Annotated in this window: 18 protein-coding genes; 10 read left to right on the forward strand and 8 right to left on the reverse strand. The window is 69.8% G+C overall.

Annotated elements, in window-relative coordinates; genetic code table 11:
• Window positions 1-450: 450 nt before the first annotated feature.
• Both gltB and ACZ3IC_RS08220 read left to right on the forward strand, forming a co-directional pair.
• Complete coding sequence (gene gltB / locus ACZ3IC_RS08215) at window positions 451-5,019, forward strand: glutamate synthase large subunit (RefSeq protein ID WP_467413779.1); 4,569 nt, start codon at window positions 451-453, stop codon at window positions 5,017-5,019.
• The gene (locus ACZ3IC_RS08220; protein ID WP_467413781.1) at window positions 5,012-6,541 is read left to right on the forward strand and encodes a glutamate synthase subunit beta; all 1,530 of its coding nucleotides are present in this window, start codon (window positions 5,012-5,014) and stop codon (window positions 6,539-6,541) included. Before gltB ends, ACZ3IC_RS08220 begins: the two co-directional genes overlap by 8 nt.
• Before the next feature lie 127 nt (window positions 6,542-6,668).
• Here ACZ3IC_RS08220 and ACZ3IC_RS08225 read toward each other — a convergent pair whose 3' ends face one another.
• Entirely contained in the window at window positions 6,669-7,592 is a 924-nt protein-coding gene (locus ACZ3IC_RS08225) for a rhomboid family intramembrane serine protease (protein WP_467413782.1), read from the reverse strand.
• 138 nt (window positions 7,593-7,730) lie between these two features.
• Between ACZ3IC_RS08225 and ACZ3IC_RS08230 the strand changes: the two genes are divergently transcribed.
• The 3 genes from ACZ3IC_RS08230 to ACZ3IC_RS08240 all read left to right on the forward strand — a co-directional run bounded on the left by ACZ3IC_RS08230 (window position 7,731) and on the right by ACZ3IC_RS08240 (window position 9,635).
• Entirely contained in the window at window positions 7,731-8,474 is a 744-nt protein-coding gene (locus tag ACZ3IC_RS08230) for a vWA domain-containing protein (protein WP_467413783.1), read from the forward strand.
• On the forward strand, window positions 8,471-9,034 hold the full coding sequence (locus ACZ3IC_RS08235) for a HutD/Ves family protein (RefSeq protein ID WP_467413786.1): 564 nt from the start codon (window positions 8,471-8,473) through the stop codon (window positions 9,032-9,034). Before ACZ3IC_RS08230 ends, ACZ3IC_RS08235 begins: the two co-directional genes overlap by 4 nt.
• A 94-nt stretch (window positions 9,035-9,128) precedes the next feature.
• A complete protein-coding gene (locus ACZ3IC_RS08240; RefSeq protein ID WP_405688673.1) occupies window positions 9,129-9,635 on the forward strand; it encodes a pyridoxamine 5'-phosphate oxidase family protein in 507 nt (168 codons plus the stop codon).
• Here the strand turns inward: ACZ3IC_RS08240 and ACZ3IC_RS08245 are convergent.
• Genes ACZ3IC_RS08245 through ACZ3IC_RS08255 form a run of 3 tightly spaced genes read right to left on the reverse strand, consistent with a single transcriptional unit; the run spans window position 9,615 to window position 12,669 of the window.
• Window positions 9,615-10,652: an acyl-CoA dehydrogenase family protein gene (locus ACZ3IC_RS08245; protein ID WP_467413790.1), complete on the reverse strand. Its 1,038-nt coding sequence runs from the start codon at window positions 10,650-10,652 to the stop codon at window positions 9,615-9,617. The genes ACZ3IC_RS08240 and ACZ3IC_RS08245 overlap by 21 nt on opposite strands.
• Entirely contained in the window at window positions 10,652-11,797 is a 1,146-nt protein-coding gene (locus ACZ3IC_RS08250; protein ID WP_467414046.1) for an acyl-CoA dehydrogenase family protein, read from the reverse strand. The genes ACZ3IC_RS08245 and ACZ3IC_RS08250 overlap by 1 nt, the downstream gene beginning before the upstream one ends.
• The gene (locus ACZ3IC_RS08255; protein WP_467413791.1) at window positions 11,797-12,669 is read right to left on the reverse strand and encodes an enoyl-CoA hydratase; all 873 of its coding nucleotides are present in this window, start codon (window positions 12,667-12,669) and stop codon (window positions 11,797-11,799) included. The genes ACZ3IC_RS08250 and ACZ3IC_RS08255 overlap by 1 nt, the downstream gene beginning before the upstream one ends.
• Window positions 12,670-12,762: 93 nt before the next feature.
• On the opposite strand from ACZ3IC_RS08255, the gene ACZ3IC_RS08260 reads away from it, so the two are divergent.
• The 5 genes from ACZ3IC_RS08260 (at window position 12,763) to ACZ3IC_RS08280 (ending at window position 17,815) form a co-directional block, all read left to right on the forward strand.
• Window positions 12,763-13,545 carry an SDR family oxidoreductase gene (locus ACZ3IC_RS08260; RefSeq protein ID WP_467413792.1) on the forward strand — a complete coding sequence of 261 codons (783 nt, stop codon included), beginning with the start codon at window positions 12,763-12,765 and terminating at the stop codon, window positions 13,543-13,545.
• A gap of 54 nt (window positions 13,546-13,599) precedes the next feature.
• Window positions 13,600-14,211, forward strand: coding sequence for a TetR/AcrR family transcriptional regulator (locus ACZ3IC_RS08265; protein ID WP_467413794.1), 612 nt, complete (start codon window positions 13,600-13,602; stop codon window positions 14,209-14,211).
• 48 nt (window positions 14,212-14,259) lie between these two features.
• Window positions 14,260-15,417, forward strand: coding sequence for an acetyl-CoA C-acetyltransferase (locus ACZ3IC_RS08270; RefSeq protein ID WP_467413795.1), 1,158 nt, complete (start codon window positions 14,260-14,262; stop codon window positions 15,415-15,417).
• Window positions 15,418-15,754: 337 nt separating this feature from the next.
• Window positions 15,755-15,958, forward strand: coding sequence for a cold-shock protein (locus tag ACZ3IC_RS08275; protein ID WP_003969786.1), 204 nt, complete (start codon window positions 15,755-15,757; stop codon window positions 15,956-15,958).
• 186 nt (window positions 15,959-16,144) lie between these two features.
• On the forward strand, window positions 16,145-17,815 hold the full coding sequence (locus tag ACZ3IC_RS08280) for a DEAD/DEAH box helicase (protein ID WP_467413797.1): 1,671 nt from the start codon (window positions 16,145-16,147) through the stop codon (window positions 17,813-17,815).
• 172 nt (window positions 17,816-17,987) lie between these two features.
• Here ACZ3IC_RS08280 and ACZ3IC_RS08285 read toward each other — a convergent pair whose 3' ends face one another.
• From ACZ3IC_RS08285 to ACZ3IC_RS08300, 4 genes are read right to left on the reverse strand one after another with little or no spacing between them, the layout of a single operon-like run.
• Window positions 17,988-19,052: an NAD(P)H-dependent flavin oxidoreductase gene (locus ACZ3IC_RS08285; protein WP_467413799.1), complete on the reverse strand. Its 1,065-nt coding sequence runs from the start codon at window positions 19,050-19,052 to the stop codon at window positions 17,988-17,990.
• Entirely contained in the window at window positions 19,052-19,792 is a 741-nt protein-coding gene (locus tag ACZ3IC_RS08290) for a CoA-transferase subunit beta (RefSeq protein WP_467413800.1), read from the reverse strand. The genes ACZ3IC_RS08285 and ACZ3IC_RS08290 overlap by 1 nt, the downstream gene beginning before the upstream one ends.
• A complete protein-coding gene (locus tag ACZ3IC_RS08295) occupies window positions 19,789-20,688 on the reverse strand; it encodes a CoA transferase subunit A (protein ID WP_467413801.1) in 900 nt (299 codons plus the stop codon). Before ACZ3IC_RS08295 ends, ACZ3IC_RS08290 begins: the two co-directional genes overlap by 4 nt.
• Complete coding sequence (locus tag ACZ3IC_RS08300; protein WP_467413803.1) at window positions 20,685-21,428, reverse strand: enoyl-CoA hydratase family protein; 744 nt, start codon at window positions 21,426-21,428, stop codon at window positions 20,685-20,687. The genes ACZ3IC_RS08295 and ACZ3IC_RS08300 overlap by 4 nt, the downstream gene beginning before the upstream one ends.
• Between the last annotated feature and the right edge of the window lie 71 nt (window positions 21,429-21,499).

Consider the following 21,499-nt stretch of genomic DNA (forward strand, 5'->3'; position numbering starts at 1 on the left):
CGGCCCCTCGGCGGGGGCATGACATCGAGCCCGTCCGGCTGAAGGCTTTGTCCTCGAGCACCGGGCGGGCTCTGATTCCGCAATCTGTCCGCCATCCGTGTGATGTACGTCCTGGCGTCCGCCTCTGGGGGAACGGCTCCGCCCCACGTAAAATGAGTCTCTATGCGGAGCTCCACATAAGTAGCCGCTACCCAGCGGTTTCATTTCCTTTGCCGCAGGGCATGAGCCGTAGACACCGCAGGCAACGACGCCTGCTCTCTGCGGTCCCCCTCCCCCCGGGCGCCGATCCTCCGACTGCGACTCACTCCGCCGACTCACGCGGTGTCCGTATGTTGGAACGAACTATCCGCTTCTTGAGAAGCGCCCCATCATGTAACCTGCACCAAATTTCGCAGAGGGCCAACGTCGTCCCTCGGCACTGGATATGCCACGACGACGACGGGAGAGCCGATGCGTACCGACGCCTGGTCGCCCATGGACGGTCGCCCCGCCCAGCAGGGGATGTACGACCCCCGTAACGAGCACGACGCCTGCGGTGTCGGGTTCGTGGCCACTCTGACCGGTGTGGCCGACCATGAGCTGGTCGAGCAGGCGCTGTCCGTACTGCGCAACCTCGAACACCGCGGTGCCACCGGATCCGAGCCCGACTCCGGCGACGGCGCCGGAATCCTCCTCCAGGTGCCGGACGCCTTCCTCCGCGACGAGGTCGCCTTCGACCTTCCCGAGGCCGGTGCCTACGCCGTCGGAATCGCCTTCCTGCCCGCGGACGACTCCACCGAGGCCGTCCGGAAGCTGGAGAAGATCTCCGCCGAGGAGGGCCTCAAGGTCCTCGGCTGGCGCGAGGTCCCGGTCACTCCGGACATCCTCGGCAACGGCGCCCGCGCCACCATGCCCGAGTTCCGCCAGCTCTTCGTCGCGGACGGCGAGCGCTCCGGCATCGCACTCGACCGCAAGGCCTTCGTGCTGCGCAAGCGCGCCGAGCGGGAGGCCGGGGTGTACTTCCCCTCGCTCTCCGCCCGCACGATCGTCTACAAGGGCATGCTCACCACAGGGCAGCTGGAGCCGTTCTTCCCGGACCTCTCCGACCGCCGCTTCGCCACCGCCGTCGCACTGGTCCACTCGCGCTTCTCCACGAACACCTTCCCGAGCTGGCCGCTCGCCCACCCGTACCGCTTCGTCGCGCACAACGGTGAGATCAACACGGTCAAGGGCAACCGCAACTGGATGAAGGCCCGCGAGTCCCAGCTCGCCTCCAGCCTCTTCGGAGCTGCGCAACTGGACCGGATCTTCCCCGTCTGCACCCCGGACGCCTCCGACTCCGCCTCGTTCGACGAGGTGCTGGAGCTGCTCCACCTCGGCGGCCGTTCACTGCCCCACTCGGTGCTGATGATGGTCCCCGAGGCGTGGGAGAGCCCCGAATCGATGAACGCCATGGACTCGGCCCGCCGCGCCTTCTACCAGTACCACTCCACGATGATGGAGCCCTGGGACGGCCCGGCCTGCGTCACCTTCACCGACGGCACCCAGGTCGGCGCCGTCCTGGACCGCAACGGTCTGCGCCCCGGACGCTACTGGGTCACCGACGACGGCCTCGTCGTGCTCTCCTCCGAGGTCGGTGTCCTGGACATCGACCCCGCGAAGGTGGTCCGCAAGGGCCGCCTCCAGCCCGGCAAGATGTTCCTGGTCGACACGGCCGAGGGCCGCATCATCGAGGACGACGAGATCAAGGCCGGCCTCGCCGCCGAGCAGCCGTACCAGGATTGGCTGGAGACCGGCGAGATCGAGCTGGAGGACCTCCCCGAGCGGGAGCACATCGTGCACACGCACGCCTCCGTCACCCGCCGCCAGCAGACCTTCGGCTACACCGAGGAAGAGCTTCGCGTCATCCTCGCGCCGATGGCCCGCACCGCCGGCGAGCCGCTCGGCTCCATGGGTACGGACTCGCCGATCGCCGCCCTGTCCGAGCGCCCCCGGCTGCTCTTCGACTACTTCACCCAACTGTTCGCGCAGGTCACCAACCCGCCGCTGGACGCCATCCGCGAGGAGCTCGTCACCTCGCTGCGCTCCACGCTCGGCCCGCAGGGCAACCTGCTGGAGCCGGTCGCCGCGTCGTGCCGCAGCGTCACACTGCCGTTCCCGGTGATCGACAACGACGAGCTGGCCAAGCTGATACACATCAATGCCGACGGCGACATGCCGGGTATGAAGGCCGCCACGCTCTCCGGTCTCTACCGGGTCGGCGGCGGCGGCGACGCCCTCGCGGCGCGTATCGAGCAGATCTGTACCGAGGTCGACGCCGCCATAGAGGACGGCGCCCGTCTGGTCGTCCTGTCCGACCGGCACTCCGACGCCGAGCACGCACCGATCCCGTCGCTGCTGCTCACCTCGGCCGTCCACCACCACCTCATCCGCACCAAGCAGCGCACCCAGGTGGGTCTGCTGGTCGAGGCCGGAGACGTCCGCGAGGTCCACCACGTCGCGCTGCTGATCGGCTACGGCGCCGCCGCGGTCAACCCGTACCTGGCGATGGAGTCCGTCGAGGACCTGGTCCGCGCCGGTACGTTCATCGAGGACATCGAGCCCGCGAAGGCGATCCGGAACCTGATCTACGCGCTCGGCAAGGGCGTCCTGAAAGTCATGTCCAAGATGGGCATCTCGACGGTCGCCTCCTACCGCGGCGCCCAGGTCTTCGAGGCCGTCGGCCTGAACGAGGACTTCGTCTCGAAGTACTTCAACGGCACCGCCACCAAGATCGGCGGCGCGGGCCTCGACGTCGTCGCCCAGGAAGTCGCCGCCCGCCACGCCAAGGCGTACCCCGCCTCCGGCATCTCCGCCTCGCACCGCGCGCTGGAGATCGGCGGCGAGTACCAGTGGCGCCGCGAGGGCGAGCCGCACCTGTTCGACCCGGAGACCGTCTTCCGTCTCCAGCACGCCACGCGCAACAAGCGGTACGACATCTTCAAGAAGTACACGGACCGGGTGAACGAGCAGTCCGAGCGCCTGATGACGCTCCGTGGTCTGTTCGGCTTCAAGCCGGACCGCGAGCCGATCTCGATCGAAGAGGTCGAGTCCGTCTCCGACATCGTCAAGCGCTTCTCCACCGGCGCCATGTCGTACGGCTCGATCTCCCGCGAGGCGCACGAGACCCTCGCCATCGCCATGAACCAGTTGGGCGGCAAGTCCAACACCGGCGAGGGCGGCGAGGACGCCGACCGTCTCTACGACCCGGAACGCCGCTCGTCCATCAAGCAGGTCGCCTCCGGCCGCTTCGGTGTGACCAGCGAGTACCTGGTCAACGCGGACGACATTCAGATCAAGATGGCGCAGGGCGCCAAGCCCGGCGAGGGCGGCCAGCTGCCCGGCCACAAGGTCTACCCGTGGGTCGCCAAGACCCGGCACTCCACCCCGGGCGTCGGCCTGATCTCGCCGCCGCCGCACCACGACATCTACTCCATCGAGGACCTGGCTCAGCTGATCCACGACCTCAAGAACGCCAACCCGGCGGCCCGCATCCACGTGAAGCTGGTCTCCGAGGTCGGCGTCGGCACGGTCGCCGCAGGTGTCTCCAAAGCCCACGCGGACGTCGTCCTGATCTCCGGCCACGACGGCGGCACCGGTGCTTCTCCTCTGACGAGCCTGAAGCACGCGGGCGGCCCCTGGGAGCTCGGCCTCGCCGAGACCCAGCAGACCTTGCTGCTCAACGGCCTGCGCGACCGCATCGTCGTGCAGACCGACGGCCAGCTGAAGACCGGCCGCGACGTCGTCATCGCCGCGCTGCTGGGCGCCGAGGAGTTCGGTTTCGCGACCGCGCCGCTCGTCGTCTCCGGCTGCGTCATGATGCGCGTCTGCCACCTGGACACCTGCCCGGTCGGCATCGCCACCCAGAACCCGGTCCTGCGGAGTCGGTTCTCCGGCAAGGCCGAGTACGTCGTCAACTTCTTCGAGTTCATCGCCCAGGAAGTCCGCGAGCTCCTCGCCGAGCTCGGCTTCCGTACGATCGATGAGGCCGTCGGCCATGCCGAGCTGCTCGACACCGACCGTGCGATCACCCACTGGAAGGCGCAGGGCCTCGACCTGGAGCCGCTGTTCTACGTTCCCGAGCTGCCCGACGGCGCCGTCCGCCACCAGATCGTCGAGCAGGACCACGGTCTCGCGAAGGCCCTCGACAACGAGCTGATCAGGCTTGCCGCCGACGCCCTGAACGCGGAGAGCGCCGAGGCAGCCCAGCCGGTCCGGGCCCAGATCGCGATCCGGAACATCAACCGGACCGTCGGTACGATGCTCGGCCACGAGGTGACGAAGAAGTTCGGCGGCGCCGGTCTGCCGCAGGACACCATCGACATCACGTTCACCGGCTCCGCCGGCCAGTCCTTCGGCGCGTTCGTGCCGAGCGGTGTGACGCTGCGCCTGGAGGGCGACGCCAACGACTACGTCGGCAAGGGCCTCTCCGGCGGCCGCGTCATCGTCCGCCCGGACCGCGGTGCCGACCACCTCGCCGAGTACTCCACCATCGCGGGCAACACCATCGCCTACGGTGCCACCGGCGGCGAGCTGTTCCTGCGCGGCCGCACCGGTGAGCGGTTCTGCGTCCGCAACTCCGGCGCGACGGTCGTCTCGGAAGGCGTGGGCGACCACGGCTGCGAGTACATGACCGGCGGTCACGCAGTCGTCCTCGGCGAGACCGGACGCAACTTCGCCGCGGGCATGTCGGGCGGTGTCGCCTACGTCATCGACCTGAACCGCGACAACGTCAACGTCGGCAACCTCGGCGCGATCGAGGCCCTTTCCGACACCGACGAGCAGTGGCTGCACGATGTGGTGCGCCGCCACCAGGAGGAGACCGGATCCACGGTCGCCGAGAAGCTGCTTGCCGAGTGGGACACCGCCGTGGCCCGCTTCAGCAAGATCATCCCGTCCACCTACAAGGCAGTGCTCGCCGCCAAGGAAGCCGCTGAGCTCGCCGGTCTCTCCGAACAGGAGACCACCGAGAAGATGATGGAGGCGGCGACCAATGGCTGACCCCAAGGGCTTTTTGACCACCGGGCGCGAGGTCGCCGAGACCCGCCCCGTCGGCGAGCGCGTCAAGGACTGGAACGAGGTCTACGTTCCGGGCTCGCTGCTCCCGATCATCAGCAAGCAGGCCGGCCGCTGCATGGACTGCGGCATCCCGTTCTGCCACAACGGCTGCCCGCTCGGAAACCTCGTCCCCGAGTGGAACGACTACGCCTACCGCGAGGACTGGACAGCGGCGTCCGAGCGCCTGCACGCCACGAACAACTTCCCGGAGTTCACCGGGCGGCTCTGCCCGGCCCCGTGCGAGTCGGCGTGTGTGCTCGGCATCAACCAGCCGGCCGTCACCATCAAGAACGTCGAGGTCTCCATCATCGACAAGGCGTGGGGCAACGGCGACGTCACCCCGCAGCCGCCCGAGCGGCTCTCCGGCAAGACCGTCGCCGTGATCGGCTCGGGCCCGGCCGGTCTCGCCGCCGCCCAGCAGCTGACCCGGGCCGGCCACACCGTCGCCGTCTACGAGCGCGCGGACCGCATCGGAGGCCTTCTCCGGTACGGCATCCCCGAGTTCAAGATGGAGAAGTCACACATCAACCGCCGCATCGAGCAGATGCGCGCGGAAGGCACCAAGTTCCGTACGGAGGTGGAGATCGGCAAGGACATCGACGCCGCCAAGCTCCGCCGCCGCTACGACGCGGTCGTCATCGCCGCCGGTGCCACCGTCTCCCGCGACCTGCCCGTCCCGGGCCGCGAGCTGAACGGCGTGCACTTCGCCATGGAGTACCTGCCGCTCGCCAACAAGGTGCAGGAGGGTGACCTGACGGTCTCCCCGATCACCGCCGAGGGCAAGCACGTCGTGGTCATCGGCGGCGGCGACACCGGCGCCGACTGCGTCGGTACCGCTCACCGCCAGGGCGCGCTCTCCGTCACCCAGCTGGAGATCATGCCGCGGCCGGGCGAGGACCGTGACGCCAACCAGCCCTGGCCGACGTTCCCGATGCTCTACAAGGTCACCTCCGCACACGAGGAGATGGCGGTGCTGGCTCAGCAGAACGCGGGCGGCAATCCCGGTGAGGGACTTTCCTCGCCGAAGGCGGGCGAGGAGGGACGGGTCTACTCAGTCTCCACCACCCACTTCGAGGGCGACGAGGACGGCAACGTCCAGGCCCTGCACCTGGTCGAGGTGGAGTTCAAGGACGGCAGGCTTGAGCAGAAGCCCGGCACCGAGCGGAAGATCCCCGCGCAACTGGTCACCCTGGCCATGGGCTTCACCGGCACCGACCAGTCCAACGGCCTGGTCCAGCAGTTCGGCCTGGAGCTCGACGAGCGCGGCAATGTCGCGCGCGACGCGGACTACACCACCAACGTCGACGGTGTCTTCGCCGCCGGTGACGCAGGCCGCGGCCAGTCCCTCATCGTGTGGGCCATCGCCGAGGGCCGCTCCGCGGCACGCGGTGTGGACCGCTTCCTGACCGGAGCCAGCGCCCTGCCGGCCCCGATCCGCCCGACGGACCGTGCCCTGACGGTCTGATTCACGGCACACAAGACGTCCCGTACAACGGCGTACGGAACTGAGCACGGCGCCTGCCCGTCCCCGACCGGACGATCTCGGCAGGCGCCGTGGCGCGTTCCGGTGCCGGTCGCAGGCGGTGGAAAGCTCACCCTGTCAGCGCGGACGTCTTGAGCACCACCAGCAGCACCAGTACGGCGAGCAGCGCCACACCAGCGGCGGCCTGAATCGTCGTACGCCGCTGCGCCGGGGCGTACGCGTACGCGAACGTGACGATGCCGCCCGTCAGGAGCCCGCCCAAGTGGCCCTGCCACGAGGTGAATCCTGCCGAGATCAGCATCCAGATCAGGAACCAGGCCAAGAACCGGTTCACCGCCCGCATATCGCGGCCGAGGCGGCGGTTGATGACGTAGAACGCCGCACCGAGACCGAAGACCGCCCCCGAGGCGCCCACCGCGTTGTCGAACGGCGCGATCAGATACACCAGGACCGAACCGCCCAGCGCGGACAGCAGATACAGCGCGAGGTAACGGGCCCGGCCCAGCTGTTCCTCGACGACCCGGCCCAGATTCCACAACGCGTACATGTTGAAGAGGATGTGCAGCACCCCGAACGGCAGCGAGCCGAAGGACGATTCGCCCGGCGGGAGATGCAGGAAGGCCCCCGTCAGCAGTCGGTACCACTCGCCGTCCACCACACCGATCACATCGAAGCCGGGGACTTCACCGGCCTCGTAGACGTACTGGCCACCGTCCGGGCCCGTCAGCCGCGCACCGAGCATCGCGAACCGGTCGACGATTCCCGGGCGCACCAACTCACCCAGATACGCAAGGATGTTCAGGCCCATCAGTACATAGGTGACGAGCGGCACCGCGGTCTGCGACACCGCACCGCCGAACACCGTGCGCGCCTGCCGGACCGAGCGCTGCCCCTCCTTCACACACGCCACGCAGTGGTGACCGACAGCGGCCTCACGCATGCAGTCGGGGCAGATGAAGCGTTCGCAGCGGGTACAGCTCACATACGTCTCGTACGACGGATGGCGATAGCAGGTGGTGACCGCGGCCTCCACGGCAGGCTCCTTCACGGATGGGCGGGCACGAGCGGCCGGTGGGGGCGGCGGCGATCAAGATAGCGAACACCGCCGCCCGGGGCACATCCGGGTGCTTTACGCTCAAGGTTCTGATACATCGAGGATCGGAGAATCCGCATGGCCGGCTCGTCCGCCCCCACAGGTCCGGCCATCAGCCTCCGCAAGATCGAGGAGACCGCACCCGCGCTGGTCAGCCTCTACAAGAGCGCCTCGGTGTCGCTGACGAAGCACGGCATGGGCGGAGTGCGAGCGGCGGTCTATCTGGTGCTCGACTACTCCGGCTCCATGAGGGAGTACTACAAGGACGGCAGCGTCCAGGCCCTGGCGGACCGGGTGCTGGGTCTTTCGGCACATCTGGACGACGACGGCCGCGTACCCGTCGTCTTCTTCTCCACGGACATCGACGCCGTCACCGACATGGCCCTGGACAACCACCGCGGCCGGGTCGACGCGATCGTGGCGGGCCTGGGACACATGGGGAAGACCAGCTACCACCTGGCCATGGATGCCGTCATCGACCACTACATCGACAGCGGCTCGACCGCACCCGCACTCGTCGTCTTCCAGACGGACGGCGGCCCGATCAGCAAGCACGCGGCGGAACGCTATCTCTGCAAGGCGGCGAAACTGCCGCTGTTCTGGCAGTTCATCGGCTTCGGCAACAAACGCAGCACACAGTTCGACTTCCTGCGCAAGCTCGACGAACTGGCCGTACCCGCCAAGCGCGCCGTCGACAACGCCGGCTTCTTCCACGCCGGACCCGACCCGCGTGAGGTCCCGGACGCCGAGCTGTACGACCGGCTCGTCGCCGAATTCCCGCAGTGGCTGGCCGCGGCCAGAGCCCAGGGGATCGTCAAGTGACGGCCCGGGTGATGCGGGCGGCCGACCGTGCGGCCACGCCCTGGAAGAACGGCGGGGGAGTCACCCGGGAGATCGCGGCGTCCCCCGAGGGCGCGCCGCTGGACGCCTTCGACTGGCGGGTCAGCCTCGCCGAGGTGACCGAGGACGGGCCGTTCTCCATGTTCCCCGGCGTCGACCGCACCCTGACCGTGGTCGAGGGCGCCGGCATGGACCTCGTGGTGGGCGGTGAGCACCACATCGTCGACGAGCCGTACTGGCCGCACGACTTCCCCGGTGACCTGGCGACCGACGGCACACTGCTCGGCGGCCCGGTCGTCAACCTCAATGTGATGTGCCGCAGGGGGCGGACGAGCGCGGCGGTCGCGGTGGTGCGCGGCACCGTCCGGCTGTCGGCGCCCCCGGGCGGGGCGGTGCTCGCCATCGCGCTGGAGGACGGTGCGGTGCTCGACGGCTCGGAGCTCGAACTCGACCGCTACGACGCGCTGTTGACGCGGGACGAATCGGCGGGGGTGCTGCGGACCCACGGGTGGGCGCTGCTGGTCACCCTGTCGGAAGGATGAGACGGGCAGTACGGATGGGCCGAAGGGTGGACCGATCGGCGCGGGCCGGGAAATCAGGACAGAAGATGTCGGGTTTCCAGGGTTCCATGAACGCATGACAACGAGTTCCTGGGAAGAATTCCGCTCGGCGGAGCCGGCCTTCGCCGACACCGTCCAGGCCCGCTTCCAGCTGTACAAGCACCATGTCCTGGCGACGCTGCGCAAGGACGGATCGCCGCGCGTGACCGGGCTGGAGGTGGACTTTCGCTTCGGTGAAGTGTGGCTCGGCATGATGCCGAACTCGCGCAAGGCGCTGGACCTGCTGCGCGATCCACGTTTCGCGGTGCACGCCAACCCCGGCCCGGACGCCGAGATGGCCGACGGTGACGTCCGGATCTCCGGCCGCGCGGTGGAGGTGACCGACCCCGCCGTGCTGGCCCGCTTCATCGAGGAGGCGAAGCCGCCGGAGCCCTTCCACCTCTTCCGCGTGGAACCGACCGAGGTGGTGCACATCGGGCTCGAAAGCGGCGACACCGTGATCATCCGAACATGGCGCCCCGGTCACCCCCTGCGCACCTTCCGGAGGGGCAACGACGACCGCTCACTGAGCGAAACCACCTGACCCGGGGCGCCGGGCGGCGGGTGCGGCCGGCCCGTCGGCCAGCACCCGCGCCCGGCACGCACCCGGCGTCCCCCACGCGTCCCGCAGCGGCCGTGACTTCCGCAGCCACAGCGCCAGATCCAGCTCCTGCGTGTACCCCACCGCACCGTGCAACTGCAGCGCCGCCCCGGCCGCCGCGTATCCCGCCTCGCCCGCCGTGACCTTGGCCGCCGCCACCTGCGCACCGGCGTCCGGCGCGTCCCCGGCGAGCGCGAGCGCCGCCCCGTACAGCAGCGGGCGGGCGAACTCCAGCCCGATCAGGGTGTCCGCCAGCCGGTGCTTCACCGCCTGGAAGGAGCCGATAGCCGTACCGAACTGGGTGCGCTGCTTCACGTATTCGACCGTGGTCCGCAGCAGCGCCTCGCCCGTACCGAGCGCCTGCGCGGCCGTCGTGAATGCCGCCCACCGGGAGGCCCGCTCCGCGGCCTCCACCACCCGGGGACCGGACGCGAGCAGCTCCCCGCCCGGCTCGGGGCGCCACAGCCGCCGGGCCGGGTCCAACGACACACTGGGCGTGCCGGGCCCGGGCGCGAGCCGCAGTTCGTCGCCGGTCACCGTGAACACCGCGTCCACGGCGTCCGCGTCCAGCGCATACGGCCCGTGCCCGTCCATCCGGAGCGTCGCCGACGCCGCACCCGACGCCAGCCGGGGCAGCCACTCCTTGGCCGCCGGTCCGCCCACCTTCGCCAGCAGCACCGCGGCCGCCACCGTCTCCACCACCGGCCCCGGCACCGCGTGCCGCCCCAACTCGGTGAAGGCGACAGCGAGTTCGACCGGCAGTGGGCCGACACCCTCGTACGCCTCCGGTATCGCCAGGGCGAACACCCCCGCCTCTGCCAGCCGCGCCCACAGGGCCCGGCCCGGTCCGTGGTTCCCGGCGGCCCAGGCGCGTACCGCCGCAGGGGTGTCCGCGGCGGTCAGCATCGCGTCCAGCGAGCGGGCGAACTCCCGTTGCTCGTCGTCGAGGAGGAAACGCATCAACGCCGTCCCTTCGGCAGGCCGAGCAGCCGCTCGGCGATGATGTCGCGCTGGATCTCGTTCGTACCGGCGTAGATGGGGCCCGCGAGGGAGAAGACGTACCCCTCGGCCCACTCGGACTCCGCCGGCTCCGCGTCCGGGCCCAGCAGATCGAGCGCCGTCTCGTGCAGCGCGATGTCGTACTCGGACCAGTACACCTTGTTCAGGCTGGACTCCGCGCCGATGACCGCCCCGGCGGCGAAGCGTGACGCATTGGCGCAGGTGAAGAGCTGATACGCGCGCGCCCCGATCACCGCGTCCGCCACCCGGTCCCGCAGCGCCGTGTCCGACGGGTCCGCGTGGGCACGCCACAGCGCGGCCAGCCGGTCCGCGGCGGCCAAAAAGCGGCCGGGCGAGCGGAGCGTCAGGCCGCGCTCATTGCCCGTTGTCGACATGGCGATGCGCCAGCCCTGTCCGGGCTCTCCGATGATGTCCTCGTCCGGTACGAACACCTCGTCCAGGAACAGTTCGGCGAAGGCGGGCTTGCCGTCGAGCCGCCCGATCGGCCGGACCGACACCCCCGGCGCCGACAGGTCGAACATCAGATACGTCAGCCCGTGGTGCGGCTTCGCGGCCTCGGGATCCGTACGGAAGATGCCGAACGCCCGGTCCGCGAACGCGGCCCGCGAGGACCAGGTCTTCTGCCCCGAGAGCAGCCACCCGCCGTCCGTGCGCACCGCCCGTGAGCGCAGCGACGCCAGGTCCGAGCCCGACTCCGGCTCGGACCAGGCCTGCGCCCAGATCACCTCGCCGCTCGCCATCGGCGGCAGGACCCGGGCCCGCTGCTCGTCCGTGGCGTGGTCGAAGAGCGTCGGGGCGAGGAGGTTGATGCCGTTCTGCGAGACCCGGCCGGGGCCGCCCGCGGCGTAGTACTCCTCCTCGAAGATCAGCCATCGGAAGATGTCGGCGTCCCGGCCGCCGTACGCGGACGGCCAGGAGACGACCGACCAGCGGTCCGCGTGCAGCCGCGCCTCCCACTCCCGGTGCGCGGCGAAGCCCTCGGCAGTCTCCAGGGACGGCAGCGGACCGGTGGGTACGTTGGCCCGCAGCCACTGACGCGCGTCGGTCCGGAACGAATCCTCCTCGGCCGTGTACGACAGGTCCATCACGCACCCGCCTGCTTCATCGAGGCGATGTCCATGCCGCCGAGCGGGTCCGCCGCCGTCTCCGCGTTGTGCGCATGGGCGAGGTGGTGCAGCCCGAAGGCGGAGTCCATGCCGGTGTGCAGCCCCTGAAGGTCCTCGGCCTGGTTGACCGCGCGCTTGGTGAGGGCCAGCCCCAGACGCGGCATCCCGGCGATCCGCAGCGCCAATTCATGGGTACGTACGGCGAGTTCGTTGCGCTCCACCACTTTGTTCACCATGCCGACCTCGTACGCCCGACGGGCGCTCATCCGGTCGCCGGTGAACAGGAACTCCTTCGCGATCCGGGGCGGCATCACCCAGGGGTGTGCGAAGTACTCGACACCGGGAATGCCCATCCTCACCACCGGATCGGCGAAGAAGGCGTCCTCGCTCGCCACGATCAGGTCGCAGATCCAGGCGAGCATCAGTCCGCCGGCCACACACGCCCCCTGGACGGAGGCGACGACCGGCTTCGGCAGCTCGCGCCAGCGCCTGCACATGCCGAGATAGACCTCCGACTCGCGGGCGAAGCGGCTCTCCGCACCGGTCTTGTCGGAGTGGTCCCACCACAGACCGGCCCTGCGCTCGAAGGGCAGATGGGCGTCGCGCCCGGGTGTGCCGATGTCGTGGCCCGCCGAGAAGTGTTCCCCGGCGCCCGCCAGCACGACCACCTTGACCTCGCAGTCCTCGGCGGCCCGGTAGAACGCGGTGTCCAGGGCATAGGTCATCGCCGAGTTCTGGGCGTTGCGGTAGCGCGGGCGGTTCAGCGTGATGTGGGCGACCGGGCCCCGGCGCTCGTACAGCACGGGACCGGCCTCGGGATCAACAGCGGATGGGGTGTGGGCGGCGGGCATCGGCTCATCCTTCCCTAACAAGTGTTTGGTAGATTAACGTACGGGCATGAGCACCGTCGAGGATCCGCGGGCCGCGACCGAGGAGGCACAGGCGTGAGCGCACCGCAGTACGTACCCGGGCACGGACTGCTGGCCGGCCGCAGTGCCGTCATCACCGCAGCCGCGGGCGCCGGAATCGGCGGCGCCACCGCCCGCAAATTCCTCGAGGAGGGCGCCCGCATCGTCATCGGCGACGCGCACGCGCGCCGACTGAAGGAGACCGAGCAGGCGTTCGCCGAGGAATTCGGCGCCGACCATGTCACCGCACTGCCCTGCGACGTCACCGACGAGGCCCAGGTCCAGGCGCTCTTCGCACGCGCCGAGCAGACCCACGGTGGCCTCGACATCGTCGTCAACAACGCCGGTCTCGGCGGCACCGCCGAACTCACCGAGATGACCGACGCCCAGTGGACCAAAGTCCTCGACGTCACCCTGAACGGCTCCTTCCGCTGCACCCGGGCAGCCCTGCGATCCCTCAAGGCCGCGGGCCGCGGCGGCATCGTCGTCAACAACGCCTCCGTCGTCGGCTGGCGCGCCCAGAGCGGCCAGGCCCACTACGCCGCGGCCAAGGCGGGCGTCATGGCGCTCACCCGGTGCGCCGCGATCGAGGCCGCCGAGTACGGCGTACGCGTCAACGCCGTCGCCCCCAGCCTCGCCATGCACCCGCATCTGGCGAAGGTCACCTCCGCCGAACTCCTCGACGAACTGACCGCGAAGGAGGCATTCGGCCGCTACGCCGAGCCGTGGGAGATCGCCAACGTCATCGTCTTCCTCGCCAGCGGCTACTCCTCGTACATGACGGGCGAGGTCGTCTCCGTCAGCAACCGGCATGCCTGACCGTGCGGCTGCCGGGGCGTCCTCGGCGTCGTCCGGCGGGCGGAGAATGGGCGGGTGCCTACCAAGAAGAAGCCCCAGGTGACCCCCTCGCCCGAGCGGCGCCGCCAGCTGCTCGCCACCGCCGCCGAGGTCTTCGCCGCCCAGGGATACAACGCCACCACCGTCCGCAAGATCGCGGACGCGGCCGGGATGCTCGCGGGCAGCCTCTACTACCACTTCGATTCCAAGGAATCGATGATCGACGAGATCCTCTCGACCTTCCTCACCGAACTCTGGGAGGGGTACGACGCGGTACTCGGCGCCGGACTGGGGCCCCGGGAGACCATCGAGGCGCTCGTCACCGAGTCCTTCCGGGAGATCGACCGGCACCGCGCCGCCGTCGCCATCTACCAGAAGGAGTCCAAGCACCTGGCCACCCAGCCGCGCTTCCGCTACCTCGTCGACTCCCAGCAGAAGTTCGAGAAGGCCTGGCTCGGCACGCTGGAACGCGGCGTCGCCGACAAGGTCTTCCGCGCCGATCTCGACATCCGCCTCACCTACCGCTTCGTCCGCGACACCGTCTGGGTCGCGGCGTCCTGGTACCGGCCCGGCGGACAGCACAGCCCCGAGGAGATCGCCCGCCAGTACCTCTCGATGGTCCTGGACGGCATCGCCCTCGACATCTGACCTACCCTTACGGACCTTCACGCCTTACGAGGACGAGGAGCAGCAGTCATGGCCGAGGCATACATAGTCGAAGCGGTACGCACTCCGGTCGGCCGGCGCAAGGGAGGACTCGGCTCGGTCCACCCCGCCGACCTCGGCGCCCATGTCATCAAGGCCCTCGTCCAGCGGACCGGAATCGACCCGGCGGCCGTCGAGGACGTGGTCTTCGGCTGCCTCGACACCGTCGGACCGCAGGCCGGTGACATCGCCCGCACCTGCTGGCTGGCGGCCGGACTGCCCGAGGAGGTCCCCGGCGTCACCGTCGACCGCCAGTGCGGCTCCTCCCAGCAGGCCGTGCACTTCGCCGCCCAGGGCATCCTCTCGGGCACCCAGGACCTCGTCGTCGCGGGCGGCACCCAGAGCATGACGCAGATCCCGATCGCCTTCGCCTCCCGTCAGGCCGCCGAACCCCTCGGCCTGACGGAGGGCCCGTACGCGGGCAGCGAGGGCTGGCGTGCCCGGTACGGCGACGCGCCGGTCAACCAGTTCCACGGTGCCCAGCTGATCGCCGAGAAGTGGGGCATCAGCCGCCAGGACATGGAGGAGTTCGCACTCCGCTCCCACCAACGTGCGATCCGCGCCATCGACGAGGGCCGCTTCGCGCGCGAAACCATCGCCTACGGTGACGTCACCACCGACGAGGGGCCGCGCCGCGACACCACCCTGGAGAAGATGGCGGGCCTCAAGCCGGTCGTGGACGGCGGCACGATCACCGCCGCCTGCTCCTCGCAGGTCTCCGACGGGGCCGCGGCCATGCTCATCGCCTCGGAGCGTGCCGTGGCCGAGCACGGCCTCACCCCACGCGCACGCATCCACCACCTCTCGGTGCGCGGCGAGGACCCGATCCGCATGCTGTCGGCGCCGATCCCGGCCACCGTGTACGCGCTCAAGAAGGCCGGAATGACCATCGACGACATCGACCTGGTCGAGATCAACGAAGCATTCGCCCCGGTCGTCCTGGCCTGGCTGAAAGAAACCGGAGCCGACCCGGACAAGGTCAACGTCAACGGCGGCGCGATCGCCCTGGGTCACCCGCTCGGCGCAACCGGTACAAAATTGATGACGACGCTGCTGCACGAGCTGGAGCGCACCGGCGGCCGCTACGGGCTGCAGACCATGTGTGAGGGCGGCGGTCAGGCGAACGTGACGATCATTGAACGGCTCTGACCCCCGACCCGGCCCCTGACCAGGTCACCGGACCGCTCGGACAGGCTCCGGGAACGGTTTCGGCAGCCTGTCCGAGCTCGCTCCGAGCCGGTTGCCCCCAGGGATGCGGATAAAAATCTGCCGGCCGGCGGCGCGGCGTGTTCCACCGCAGGCCGACAGAACGTGCTAAGGTTGCCGAGTTGCAGTTTTGGTACCCATGAACATTATGTGCGCCTGACGGGAATGCTTCCTCAGGCGCATTATTGTTTTCCGGCTTTCTCCGGATGGGGCTCAATGCGGCGACTTGGAATTCGTAAAGTGCGGATTTCCGGCACTGCACCTCTTTTAGGAGAATGACATGGCTACTGGAACCGTGAAGTGGTTCAACTCGGAAAAGGGCTTCGGCTTCATCGAGCAGGACGGCGGCGGCGCCGACGTCTTCGCCCACTACTCCAACATCGCCACCTCGGGCTTCCGTGAGCTCCAGGAGGGTCAGAAGGTCTCCTTCGACGTCACGCAGGGCCAGAAGGGCCCGCAGGCGGAGAACATCGTCCCGGCCTAATTGTCGGACGCGTACCTCGCAGCCGGGGCCCGCACCGTGAAGGTGCGGGTCCCGGCTTGTGCTGTCCCCGGGACATGGTGAAAGAAGTGTGCCGTCCCGCAGTGCTCCCCAGCAGTCCCAGCAGTCCCACGCAGTCCCACGCAGTTCCCAGGAATCCCTAGGAATCCCCCAGGAGGGCAATTCCGTATGACCCGCTCCGAACGCCAGGACCGACCCGCCCGCAACCGCCCGTCGAGGGGGCGCGGCACGGCCCCGGCAATGGCAACCGCCAAGGGTTCCGGCAAGGGATCCGGCAAGGCGTCGCCCCGCCGCAGGGCCACGCCGCCGCAGGGCGAATTCGCCCTGCCCGAAACCATGACCCCCGCACTGCCCGCCGTCGAGGCGTTCGCCGAGCTGGACATGCCCGCAGCCCTGCTGAAAACGCTTGCCGCGCAGGGCGTCACCGACCCGTTCCCGATCCAGGGCGCCACCCTGCCGAACTCGCTCGCCGGCCGGGACATCCTCGGCCGCGGCCGTACGGGCTCCGGCAAGACCCTCGCCTTCGGCCTTGCGCTGCTGGCCCGCACTGCCGGACGGCGCGCCGAGCCGCGCGCCCCGCTCGCGCTCGTTCTCGTCCCGACCCGCGAGCTCGCCCAGCAGGTCACCGATGCGCTGACGCCGTACGCGACATCCGTGAACCTGCGCCTGGCCACTGTCGTCGGCGGCATGTCGATCAGCAAGCAGTCCGGCACGCTGCGCCGTGGCGCCGAGGTGCTCGTCGCCACGCCCGGACGGCTGAAGGACCTCATCGAGCGCGGCGACTGCCGCCTCGACCAGGTCGCCATCACCGTCCTCGACGAGGCCGACCAGATGGCCGACATGGGCTTCATGCCACAGGTCGTCGCCCTGCTCAAGCAGGTCGAGCCGGACGGTCAGCGGATGCTCTTCTCCGCGACGCTCGACAAGAACATCGACCGGCTGGTCAAGATGTTCCTGACCGACCCCGTCGTGCACTCGGTCGACCCGTCCGCGGGCGCGGTCACCACCATGGAGCACCATGTGCTGCACGTGGCCGACGAGACCGACAAGAAGGCCGTCGCCACCAGGATCGCCGCCCGCGACGGCCGGGTGATCATGTTCGTGGACACCAAGCGTGCCGCCGACCGTTTCGCCAAGCGGCTGCTGGCCAGTGGTGTACGGGCTGCCGCCCTGCACGGCGGGCGCTCGCAGCCGCAGCGCAACCGGACGCTGGACCAGTTCAAGAACGGCCAGGTCACCGCGCTCGTCGCGACGAATGTGGCGGCGCGCGGCATCCACGTCGACGACCTGGACCTGGTCGTGAACGTGGACCCGCCGACCGACCACAAGGACTACCTCCACCGCGGCGGACGCACGGCGCGTGCCGGGGAGTCCGGCAGTGTCGTCACCCTGGTGCTGCCCGAGGAGAAGCGGGAGATGACCCGGCTGATGGCCGATGCGGGTATCGCTCCGCGGACCACTCGGATCAAGTCCGGTGACGAGGAGCTCACCCGGATCACCGGGGCCCGTGAGCCGTCCGGTGTCGCGATCGTCATCGAGGTCCCGCAGCCGACCCCGCCGAAGCCGCGCACGCGGTCGGGCGGGGCCGCGGCGAGTGGCTCCGGCTTCCGCTCGGGCAGCCGCGGCCGGGGCCGGCGCGGTGGTGCCGGGCAGGGCGGCGCCGGTGAAGGCCGCGGTACGGGGGGTTCCTCCGCCCGTGGCGGTGGTACGGGTGGCTCGGCTCGTGGTGCTGCCGGTGCCGGTGGTGGCCGTGGCGAGGCACGCGGTGCCGGGGCCGGGCGATCGTCCGGTGCCGGACGCGGCGGTGCCGCGGCGGGGCGTGGCCGCAGGGCCGCGTAGCGGTACGGATGACATGCGGTGACCGGATTCGTCCGGTCACCGTTCCGTCCTCGATCGTCGGCATGTCAAGCCCGTCGAGGCACTCCTCCCATGTCCTTCAGGCTATGGGGGAGATTGACGACAGGACGGCAACCGGACGGACCCGGGCTTGAATTGCGCCGCACCCTGCTCCTCAATCGCCGGACGGGCTCATGGCGCCCGACACCGCGCCCAGCGCCGCGTACGCCTCCGCCATCACCCGTTCCACCAGCTCCGCGCAGCTGGGCAGGTCCTCGATCAGGCCCGCCACCTGGCCCGATGCCATCACGCCCAGATCCGTGCGGCCGTCGACCATGGACGCCTTGAGGAGCATGGGGGTGTTGGCGGCCAGCAGGACCTGGCTCCAGGACAGGTCGTTGCCGTGCTTCATCGCAAGACCGTCGCGCACCATCCGGGACCAGCCGATCCCGGAGATCCGCCTGAAACCGGCCGCCCGGCGCACCGCCTGGGCCAACGCCCGGGCCCGGCCCGCGTTCTCCAGCGCCGCGACCATCTCCGTGCGCAGCATCCGGTGCGGGAGCCCGTCCACCGCCGTCGTGACCGTGACGTCCTTGACGCCCGCCGCCAGATAGCGGGCCTTCACCGCGTCCGGCACGGTCGAGTCCGACGTCAGCAGGAACCGCGTACCCATCGCGATGCCTGCCGCCCCGTACGCCAGCGCCGCGACCAGCCCCCGGCCGTCGTGGAAGCCGCCCGCCGCGATCACCGGGATGTCCACCGCGTCGACGACCTGGGGCAGCAGCACGGTGGTTGCCACCTCACCCGTGTGCCCGCCACCCTCGCCGCCCTGCACGATCACCGCGTCCGCGCCCCACGCCGCGACCTTCTCGGCATGGCGCCGGGCACCGACCGACGGGATCACGACCACGCCGGCGTCCTTCAGCTCGGCGACGAGCTCCTTCGAGGGGGCCAGCGCGAAGGACGCCACCTTCACGCCCTCGTCGATGACGATCCGTACCCGCTCGCGCGCATCACCGGCGTCGGCGCGCAGATTGACGCCGAACGGCTCGTCCGTACGGGACTTGACCTCCCGCACCGCTGCCCGCAGCTGCTCCACGGTCATCGTCGCGGAGGCCAGGATGCCGAGCGCGCCCGCCCGGGCCGTGGCGGAGACCAGACGGGGGCCCGCGACCCAGCCCATGCCGGTCTGGACGATGGGGTGGCGGACGCCGACGAGGTCCGTGAGCGCCGTCCGCATCAGACCCCGACCTCGCGGTTCCGGGTGCCCTTCGGGTCGATGACCTCGCGGATCAGGCGCAGTTCCTCGGGGGTCGGCTCCCGGGTGTACGGGACGTCGTCCGCGATCGTGAGCGCGAAGCCGGTGGCCACGCGGACCTCGTCGACGGTGACGCCGGGGTGCAGCGAGGCGAGGCGCATCGAGCGGTCCGGGGTCGCGAAGTCGAGGACGCCGAGATCGGTGACGACGCGCGGGATGCGGTGGTAGCGGGTCGCCGATGGGCCGGCCGCAGCGGCACTGTCGTAGCCGACTCCGCAGATCATGTCGACGCGCTCGACGAAGACCCGGGTGGAGTGCTTGGGCACCCAGTAACTGACCGGGTTGTTCAGGGTGTTGACCGGGGCACCGCGTACGCCGAGGAGCTGGCGGGCGGGCTGTTCCCAGTCGCCGATGCAGGAGATGTTCTGGTTGCCGAACCGGTCGATCTGGCTCGCCCCCATCATCACGTGACGCCTGCCGCTCGTGACCATGGTGAGGTGTTGGCGGTACGGCAGCCAGCCCTCCGTCGTGCCGTCCGGGTCGACGATCAGCGCCTCGCCGTCGGTGAGCAGCAGATCGGGCGAGAAGGTGTGCCTGGCGAGCCGGGCGCCTACGGACGGGACGAGTCCCATGGGGCTGGCGAGCACCTCCCCGTTGTCGCGCCAGGCGTCGGCGCAGGCGATCACGCAGTACTCGGCCCGGGTCACGCTCCGGTTGCTCACTTCTGCTCCTCGTGCCAGGTCTGGACGGCTGACTGATAGCTCTTCTCGTCGCCCTGTGCGGGCAGGAAGCGGTCACTGAAGGCCGCCCAGGCGTCAGGGTCGGCGGCCGCGGTCGCGTACGCCTTCTGGAACGCCTCGTCGCGCGGGTGGTCGGGGACGCAGGAGGTGAAGTGCGCGCCGTTCGGGGTCTCGACGACGCCGGTGACGGAGTGCCGTTTGACGAGGAGGGTCTGCGGGGCGGCATTCTCCGTCAACTCGGCGGTTTCCACGAGGCGTTCGCAAGAGACGTACGCGGTGTCCGCGGCCTCGCAGAACAGGTCGTCGAAGTATGGGTCGGGGCCGAGGTACTGGCCGTTGCCGAACCGGTCGGCCCGGTTCATGTGGACCAGCGCCGCGTCCATCCGCAGGGCGGGCATCGCGACGAACTCCTCGCCGCCCGCGTAGGGTGAAGTGACCGTGCGCAGGTGCGGGTTGACCCGCATCACGTCCGAGCCGATGCCGGCGCGGACGGGGAGGAACGGCAGCCGGTTCGCGGCGGCGTGCAGCCCCCACATGAACATGGCCTCGTCGACCTCCACGAGTTCGAACGCGCCGCGCTGGCGAGCCGCCCTGAAGTGGGGTTCGAGCGGGATCGAGTCGAGTGTGGCGAAGGCCGCGACCAGCTTGCGGATCTTGCCGACGGCGGCGAGCAGGCCGACATCGGGGCCGCCGTACGAGACCACGGTGAGATCGGTGATTCCGGAGCGGAGCAGCGCCCGGACCAGCGCCATCGGCTTGCGGCGCGAGCCCCAGCCGCCGATGCCGATCGTCATTCCGCTGCTGAGCCGGGAGACGACGTCCTGTGTGGTCATCGTCTTGTCGGACCTCGTGTCGGTACGGATTCCGGTCACGGTCATGCCTCCTTGCCGAAGGTGTCGCGGACGCGGTCGGCGACACCGCTGAGATTGGCCTCGAAGGTGAAGCCCTGTTCGAAGCGGTAGCTGCGGCGTACGTCCACCGGGTCGATGCCGTTGATGGCGGCTTTGGCCAGCCTGATCAGATACCCGTCCTTACGAGCGATCTCGCCCGCCAACTCCAGTGCGGAGTCCAGGAGTTCCTCGCGCGGTACGACTTTCCAGACCGAGCCGTGGGCGTGCAGTTCGGCGGCGGTGGCGGTGCGCGAGGTGTAGTACAGCGCGCGCATCAGGTGCTGCGGCACGAGCCGGGCGAGATGGGTCGCGGCGCCGAGTGCGCCCCGGTCCAGTTCGGGCAGGCCGAACGTCGCGTCGTCGCTCGCCACGATCGCGTCCGCGTTGCCGACGAGGCCGATACCGCCACCGAGGCAGAAGCCGTTCACCGCGGCGACGACCGGGACCTCGCACTCGTACACGGCCGAAAACGCCTCGTAGCAGCCGCGGTTGGCGCCGATCAGGGCGTCGTGCCCGGTGTCGCGCTGCATCTCCTTGATGTCGACGCCCGCGTTGAAGCCGCGCCCGGCGGCGGCCAGCACGACACAGCGGACCCCGGGGGCGCGGCCCGCGGTGCGGAGGGCGTCGGCGAGGTCGTACCAGCCCTGTACGGGGAGCGCGTTGACGGGCGGGTAGTCGACCGTGACGAGGGAGATGCCCTTGCCGGGACTTGCGGTGGAGACACCCATGGGCGAATCAGCTACCTTTCCACCAAACATTTGTTAGGTGTGGAAGGTAGCAGCCTGCCCCCGCATCGCCA

This window comes from Streptomyces sp. NPDC002958, from assembly GCF_055563255.1.

Bases quoted from the DNA above. Each gene is read 5' to 3' on its own strand.
- ACZ3IC_RS08245 (WP_467413790.1), bottom strand. From the start codon at position 10,652: ATGCGTTTCCTCCTCGACGACGAGCAACGGGAGTTCGCCCGCTCGCTG.
- ACZ3IC_RS08250 (WP_467414046.1), bottom strand. From the start codon at position 11,797: ATGGACCTGTCGTACACGGCCGAGGAGGATTCGTTCCGGACCGACGCG.
- ACZ3IC_RS08285 (WP_467413799.1), bottom strand. From the start codon at position 19,052: ATGCGGACGGCGCTCACGGACCTCGTCGGCGTCCGCCACCCCATCGTC.
- ACZ3IC_RS08280 (WP_467413797.1), top strand. From the start codon at position 16,145: ATGACCCGCTCCGAACGCCAGGACCGACCCGCCCGCAACCGCCCGTCG.
- gltB (WP_467413779.1), top strand. From the start codon at position 451: ATGCGTACCGACGCCTGGTCGCCCATGGACGGTCGCCCCGCCCAGCAG.
- ACZ3IC_RS08295 (WP_467413801.1), bottom strand. From the start codon at position 20,688: ATGACCGTGACCGGAATCCGTACCGACACGAGGTCCGACAAGACGATG.
- ACZ3IC_RS08230 (WP_467413783.1), top strand. From the start codon at position 7,731: ATGGCCGGCTCGTCCGCCCCCACAGGTCCGGCCATCAGCCTCCGCAAG.
- ACZ3IC_RS08240 (WP_405688673.1), top strand. From the start codon at position 9,129: ATGACAACGAGTTCCTGGGAAGAATTCCGCTCGGCGGAGCCGGCCTTC.
- ACZ3IC_RS08270 (WP_467413795.1), top strand. From the start codon at position 14,260: ATGGCCGAGGCATACATAGTCGAAGCGGTACGCACTCCGGTCGGCCGG.
- ACZ3IC_RS08220 (WP_467413781.1), top strand. From the start codon at position 5,012: ATGGCTGACCCCAAGGGCTTTTTGACCACCGGGCGCGAGGTCGCCGAG.
- ACZ3IC_RS08255 (WP_467413791.1), bottom strand. From the start codon at position 12,669: ATGCCCGCCGCCCACACCCCATCCGCTGTTGATCCCGAGGCCGGTCCC.
- ACZ3IC_RS08275 (WP_003969786.1), top strand. From the start codon at position 15,755: ATGGCTACTGGAACCGTGAAGTGGTTCAACTCGGAAAAGGGCTTCGGC.
- ACZ3IC_RS08300 (WP_467413803.1), bottom strand. From the start codon at position 21,428: ATGGGTGTCTCCACCGCAAGTCCCGGCAAGGGCATCTCCCTCGTCACG.